This window comes from Pseudoalteromonas sp. S1727, assembly GCF_005886375.1.
GTDB lineage: Bacteria > Pseudomonadota > Gammaproteobacteria > Enterobacterales > Alteromonadaceae > Pseudoalteromonas > Pseudoalteromonas haloplanktis.
Genome location: NZ_PNDT01000095.1, coordinates 26,485 through 32,990, shown reverse-complemented (window position 1 = coordinate 32,990; position 6,506 = coordinate 26,485). Strand labels below are relative to the sequence as shown.

Genomic DNA, 6,506 nt, shown 5'->3' with positions numbered 1-6,506 from the left:
TTCAAACTTTGCTTTTGCCATGACGGAACCTATCAGTTTTGTGTATCTAGATTACATATGAAAATAATCCACCGGAGGTAGATTAAGTTAAATTTTTCAAATTTCAAATAGTATTTTCTGACAGATAAAGGAAGTATTCAAGAAGATTCGTGTGACTGGTGCTGATAGGCAGATTTGAACTGCCGACCTCACCCTTACCAAGGGTGCGCTCTACCAACTGAGCTATATCAGCAACACCAGAAACTGGAGCGGGCAGCGGGAATCGAACCCGCATCATCAGCTTGGAAGGCTGAGGTAATAGCCATTATACGATGCCCGCGTTAGGAACCTGTTCTTAAACTACCTCTAACCGTCAAGAATAAAGTGGTGGAGGGAGCTGGATTCGAACCAGCGAAGGCTGAGCCGTCAGATTTACAGTCTGATCCCTTTGGCCGCTCGGGAACCCCTCCACGATAATTCTTTACTAAGCACTTTCGGTAAAAGGAAAGTGGTGCCGACTAACCGAGTCGAACGGTTGACCTACTGATTACAAGTCAGTTGCTCTACCAGCTGAGCTAAGTCGGCACTGCTTTAGTACGGGGCGAGATATTAGAGGAAGGTTGGAGGTGATGCAACAATAAATTTGAAAAAAATGTAATTTTTTAGCTTGAATGCTCACAAATCAGGCAAAACAAGGGCTTTTTGTTACTTTTCGCTCAATTCATACCAATAGTTGAGCCCTTTCATCACTAGTTGCGGCTCATAAGTCGCGCCTAAAAACTGTGCTTTGAGTAATGCGCCATAACCACCAGCAAAAATTAGTTGCGGGTTTTTATTAGATAAATGTAATTTTGCTTGTTCAACAGCCCCTAACGTTGCCACTAGCGCGCCGTTTTTTAAACCATTCGGTGTGTTTACACCCAATTCATTTGCAAATACTGTGTTGGCATCATCAAAAACGCGCTGAGTATTTTGTGTCAATGAGCGTGTCATTAGCTCAAGGCCAGGTAATATCCAGCCACCTAAATGCTGCCCTTGTGCTGTGAGCACATCAATTGTGGTGGCTGTTCCGGTGTCTATTACTATGCAATCTTGCTGTGGCCATAGTTTAAAGGCGGCAATTAAACCAAGCCAACGATCAATCCCTAAATTATTAAATTGCTGATACGCACAACGTAGGTTACTAAGTTGCTTTGTTACTTTGGCTTCAAAGCATGGCACCTGAAGTGAACGGGCTTGGGTTAATAGTTCATTTAGCTGCTCACTTTTACCAACACTGGCATAAACAACGTCATTAATTTGCGACCACGGTAATGCACTGAGCTCACATTGCTTAATCTGCCCACCTTGCCAGATTGCAGCTTTTAATGCGGTGTTGCCTACATCAATTAATAATCTCATACGCTTGCCTTACGTAATGATATTTCGCCGCCATAATAACTTTTCACTTCACCATCTTGGCGGATACGGATCCCGCCATTAGCATCAATACCTTCACAAATTCCGCTCCAACTGCGGTGTCCAGTATTCAACTCTACACATTGCCCAACGAAGACATTTAAACTATTCCATTGTTGATACATATCATTTAAGCCCGATTGACTATATTGTGCGAGCCGCTGTTCAAGGTAGTAAGTTAAATATGCCACCAGCTGGTTTTTATCAACCTGCTGAGTGTGCTGACTTAAATCGGTCCACGCTTGATCGATGTGTTGACTAAAGCTTTCTGGCATTTGTAAATTAATACCAATACCAATAACCAATTGACACGGTCCTTGCGGTTGACCATCTAACTCAACTAACACGCCTGCGAGCTTTTCATTATTGAGATAAATATCGTTCGGCCACTTCAGTTGAACCTCTAATTTATACAGTGCTTTTAAAGCGTCGTAGACCGCTAACCCTACGGCAATCGACATCCCCATTGCCGCTTGTAGTCCGTCATCTAAACGCCAGTAATAACTATAATATAAGTTTGCGCCAAAGGGCGATTGCCACACGCGACCACGACGACCACGCCCTGCTTGCTGCATTTCAGCCACAATCACAGTTCCCGACTCTAAGGTTTGTTTAGCGGCAATACGGCGCATTAACTCACTGTTAGTCGAGTCAATAATTGGCTGAACTTCCACTTGCGCGGTATGTGCACCTAAGCTTTGGTAATGCTGTTGGATCTTAGTTTGCTCTAATAAGCCGACATTATTATTTAAGCTGTAACCTTTACCGCTAACTTTAAAAATATCTAAACCCATTTCTTGTAGACTTTGAATGTGCTTACTCACCGCCGCGCGGCTAATACCTAATTGCTCACCCAATAATTGCCCTGAGATAAAGCCACCTTGATTAAGGGCATTTAAAATAGCCAGTTTATTGCCATCAGGTGCTTTCATATTGCTTCTCCTAAACCGATATGGCATTCGTGAACACTGTTCATCAAGCGAACTTCGTGCTGCAATTTTATTTGATAGCGTTGCCAAATTTGTTGCTGGATGTACTTGATCATAGCAACGAGGTCTTCACCGCTGCTATCACCATGATTAACCAATACCAACGCTTGTTGTTGGTGCACTTCAATTCCAGCTATACGATGTCCCTTTAAGCCTGCTTGCTCTATCAACCAACCTGCAGCCACTTTATGGTGCTCGTTATCGTAGTGATAATGAGGTAGCTGTGGGTGTGCAGCGAGTAAATCTCTCAGCAAGCGATTTTCTATAATGGGATTTTTAAAAAAGCTTCCAGCATTTGCCAGCACATAAGGGTCAGGTAATTTGCTGTTACGGGTTTTAATGACGTGCTCAAAAACGGCTATAGGCGTTACATGTTCAAGTTGTTGCAAAGGACCATAACTTAATTCTGGCTGCCATAGCTTGGGTAAAGCTAATCCCACAGATGTGATCACCGCTTTATTTTTTAATGCATGTTTAAAAATAGAATCGCGATAGCCAAACTCGCACTGCTCAGCAGTAAGGCGAACGAGTTGCTTACTGGAGATATCAAAATACTCAACGTATGCAATAAATTTTGCCAGCTCCACACCATAAGCACCAATATTTTGTACTGGCGCAGCACCCACTGTACCGGGGATCAATGCAAGGTTTTCAAGCCCAGGTATACCGTGTTTAAGTGTATAAGCAACAAGTTTATGCCAATTTTCCCCCGCAGCAACTTCTAGTAGGTAATCATCTTGACGCTCTATGACCTGCACACCGGCAGTGGCCATTTTGATTACCGTGCCTTGGTAATCGTTTAAAAACACGGTGTTACTCCCTTCTCCTAAAATGCAAAAAGGGGCATCAAAGGTGAGTTGCTGCAATTGCGCTGAGTCAGTAATTTCGATTAGTTGCGAGCACTGACTCTTTAAAGAAAAGGTATGGAAAGATTGCAGGGACTGAGCCACAAAACGCCTCAAAGGTTAATTGTCACTAATCGCACTAGTGTAACTCTTAGTCGCAAATCTTGCACTAGATTGTAAAAAATGCTCAACCAAGAATCGCAATCATGATATAAAACCTGCACTTTTTATTCGTGTTCAGGGTATTTATGAAAATCAAACCTCTCTTTTTAAGCCTCGCTATGGCTGGAATGTGCTCTCAAGCAATGGCCAGTGCCATTGATCAAAACTCATATGCCAATCTCGATGACGTCATCACGACGCATTTAAACCTTGATTTAGACGTCGACTTTGCCGACAAGCAATTAGAAGGTTTTGTTGAACACACGCTCGAATGGCAAAACACGACCAGCAAAACCTTAGTGCTTGATACGCGCGATTTAGACATTGATAAAGTAATGTATCAAAGCCAAAGTGGCAGCTGGCACAAAGCCAAATTCACACTTGCTCAGCGCGATGACGTTAAAGGCTCAAAGCTTACTATTACGTTTAAAGACCAAGCTCCTAAAGTACGTATTTATTATAACAGCCGCCCTGAAGCATCTGGCTTACAATGGTTAACCCCAGAGCAAACAGCCAGTAAAAGCCATCCATTTATGTACAGCCAATCGCAAGCGATCCACGCTCGTAGTTGGATCCCAGTACAAGATACGCCAGCAATGCGTGTAACTTACTCAGCACGTATCCACACGCCGGAAGATATTCGTGCGGTAATGAGTGCCGATAACAAAGATGCACTTTATAAAGATGGTGATTATCACTTTGAAATGCCGCAAGCTATCTCTCCTTACCTAATTGCTATTGGTGCAGGTAACTTAGAATTTAAAGCGATGTCTAAGCAAACCGGTATTTTTGCTGAACCAACAATCCTAGATGCGTCAGTTGCCGAATTTAATGACACACAAGCGATGATCGATAAAACCAATGCCATGTATGGCGAGTATGCATGGGGCCGTTATGACCTACTCATGTTACCACCTAGCTTTCCGTTTGGTGGTATGGAAAACCCGCGCCTTTCTTTTATCACACCAACGGTTGTTGCTGGTGATAAAAGCTTAGTAAATCTGATTGCTCACGAACTTGCGCACTCTTGGTCTGGTAACTTGGTAACCAATGCAACGTGGGAAGATTTATGGCTAAACGAAGGTTTCACCTCGTACGTTGAAAACCGCATTATGGAAGAAGTCTTTGGTCGTGACCGTGCAGTTATGGAACAAGCACTTGATGCAGCTGGTTTACGCGCACAATTAAAAACTATCGACGCACCTGATACGCGCCTTAATTTAAAGCTTAATGGCCGTGATCCCGATGATGCTTTCAGCTCAGTGCCTTATACAAAAGGTCAGCTTTTCTTAATTTACCTTGAAAACCAATACGGCCGTGAAAAGTTTGATGATTTTGTAAAAACTTACTTCAACGAATTTGCTTTTAAATCATTAACGACGGCTCAATTTGTTACCTACATCAAAGCTAACTTAATTGAAAAATACCCAGGCGTTGTTAGCATGGACAAAGTTAACGAGTGGATTTTTCAGCCTGGATTACCAAGTGATGCACCAAACCCAACCTCTGATGCGTTTGATAAGGTCGATAACGCCACGCAAGCATGGTTAAAAGGTGAGACAACTGCCGCGCAACTTCCGACGACTAATTGGACAGTGCACGAGTGGTTACACTTTTTAAATAACTTACCGCGCGATTTAAGCCTAGAAAAAATGGCTGCATTAGATGCAGAGTTTAACTTAACTCAATCAACCAATGCCGAACGTGCATTTGCATGGTATATGCTTGCGGTAGGTAATGGCTATCAACCGATTTACCCATCACTTGATAAGCACTTATCAGGCATTGGCCGTCGTAAATTGATTGTGCCGCTATACAAGGCATTGATCAAAAATGGTAAGCGTGAATGGGCGCACGATGTATACCTTAAAGCTCGCCCAGGCTATCACCCATTAGCGCAAGGTACCGTTGACGACTTGTTTGCTAAGTAAGCTTAACGAGCATATAAAAAGGGCGATTTATTCGCCCTTTTTGCTATTTACTTTTAGTCACTTTTTCAATGAAAGCTTGCTTTTCTTGAGCACTGGCTTGTTGCCACCAAAAATCGAGCATAGCCGCAGCATTTGGTGCGTTAGAAACGCTTGGTGCTGAGCGCGATACGGGGGCTTGCGCAGCAGTCACCGAAGCAATAGCTGCCGTACTCGCGGTAGGTGCCGCTTTTGTTGATGCAACTTGAGCTGCAGCGCCACTGCTAAAGTTTGGTTCAGGAATAACGGTTAAAGGCGTGCCTAACGACTGCCCCTTTGCTTGCAAACTCACTTGCGGCGCCTCGGCAAATACTTTTGCCGCCACTGCATTGTCTGCACGATTAAACACCACATCGTAATCCGTATCGGCGGCAATGGTCATCGTCACCCAAAATGGTTCTGAGTCAACCACTTGGTGCTCATCATAGCCTTGCTCATATAAATCTGTGTACTTAAGTTTGAGCTGATACACGCCTGGGGTAAGTTCCACCTCATCAACCCGACTGAAAAATGAATGTTCTATTTTTTTATCGCCTACTTGTAACGGCACAATTTCTTCAGGAAAACTCACCGTTTCAGCAATACTTGGGACACTCAAAAACAATGAAACAATCCCGCTTAAAAATATATATTTCCGCATAATAACTCCTTGTGATTTGATTTCAGTTTGACACTGCAAGCAAAGTTTGTCATTAGTGATATTTATTAGATTACAATGGAGCAGATCTTAACGTGAGCGAAGACACTATTTTTACTAAAATTATCAATCGCGAAATTCCAGCTGACATCGTCTATGAAGATGAGCTGAGTTTGGCTTTTAAAGACATTAACCCGCAAGCCCCTTTTCATGTATTGATTATCCCAAAAAAAGAGATTGCGACAATTAATGATATTAGCGAACAAGATGCACCTCTTGTTGGTCACCTTTATGTAGTAGCTGCGAAAATAGCCAAACAACAAGGCTTTGCAGAGGATGGATTTAGAGTTGTAATGAATTGTAATGACCATGGCGGTCAAACGGTTTATCACATCCATTTACATATGTTAGCTGGTAAAATAATGGGATGGCCACCCTATCAGGATAAGATAAAAGGCTGATTTTTAAA

General features: G+C 42.8%; 6 protein-coding genes and 4 tRNA genes. 2 read left to right on the top strand and 8 right to left on the bottom strand.

The features are described 5' to 3' along the window. Positions 1-156: 156 nt before the first annotated feature. The 7 genes from CWB85_RS18275 to murB all read right to left on the bottom strand — a co-directional run bounded on the left by CWB85_RS18275 (position 157) and on the right by murB (position 3,376). Positions 157-232: transfer RNA gene (locus tag CWB85_RS18275), tRNA-Thr, on the bottom strand. A gap of 12 nt (positions 233-244) precedes the next feature. Continuing rightward, a tRNA-Gly gene (locus CWB85_RS18270) sits at positions 245-319 on the bottom strand. Between the two features lie 45 nt (positions 320-364). Further along, positions 365-449: transfer RNA gene (locus CWB85_RS18265), tRNA-Tyr, on the bottom strand. Between the two features lie 39 nt (positions 450-488). Next, a tRNA-Thr gene (locus CWB85_RS18260) sits at positions 489-564 on the bottom strand. Positions 565-684: 120 nt separating this feature from the next. Further along, positions 685-1,380, bottom strand: a complete 696-nt coding sequence (locus tag CWB85_RS18255; protein ID WP_138555640.1) for a type III pantothenate kinase — start codon at positions 1,378-1,380, stop codon at positions 685-687. Next, complete coding sequence (gene birA, locus CWB85_RS18250; protein WP_016710514.1) at positions 1,377-2,369, bottom strand: bifunctional biotin--[acetyl-CoA-carboxylase] ligase/biotin operon repressor BirA; 993 nt, start codon at positions 2,367-2,369, stop codon at positions 1,377-1,379. The genes CWB85_RS18255 and birA overlap by 4 nt, the downstream gene beginning before the upstream one ends. Next, positions 2,366-3,376 (bottom strand): UDP-N-acetylmuramate dehydrogenase, encoded by a 1,011-nt coding sequence (murB, locus tag CWB85_RS18245; RefSeq protein WP_016710515.1) that lies wholly within the window; start codon positions 3,374-3,376, stop codon positions 2,366-2,368. Before murB ends, birA begins: the two co-directional genes overlap by 4 nt. 143 nt (positions 3,377-3,519) lie before the next feature. On the opposite strand from murB, the gene CWB85_RS18240 reads away from it, so the two are divergent. Then, on the top strand, positions 3,520-5,364 hold the full coding sequence (locus CWB85_RS18240) for a M1 family metallopeptidase (protein ID WP_016710516.1): 1,845 nt from the start codon (positions 3,520-3,522) through the stop codon (positions 5,362-5,364). Positions 5,365-5,407: 43 nt separating this feature from the next. On the opposite strand, the gene CWB85_RS18235 is transcribed toward CWB85_RS18240, so the two are convergent. Further along, positions 5,408-6,040, bottom strand: coding sequence for a DUF2057 domain-containing protein (locus tag CWB85_RS18235; protein ID WP_138555639.1), 633 nt, complete (start codon positions 6,038-6,040; stop codon positions 5,408-5,410). A gap of 92 nt (positions 6,041-6,132) precedes the next feature. Between CWB85_RS18235 and CWB85_RS18230 the strand changes: the two genes are divergently transcribed. Beyond that, on the top strand, positions 6,133-6,498 hold the full coding sequence (locus CWB85_RS18230; protein WP_138555638.1) for a histidine triad nucleotide-binding protein: 366 nt from the start codon (positions 6,133-6,135) through the stop codon (positions 6,496-6,498). Positions 6,499-6,506 lie beyond the last annotated feature (8 nt).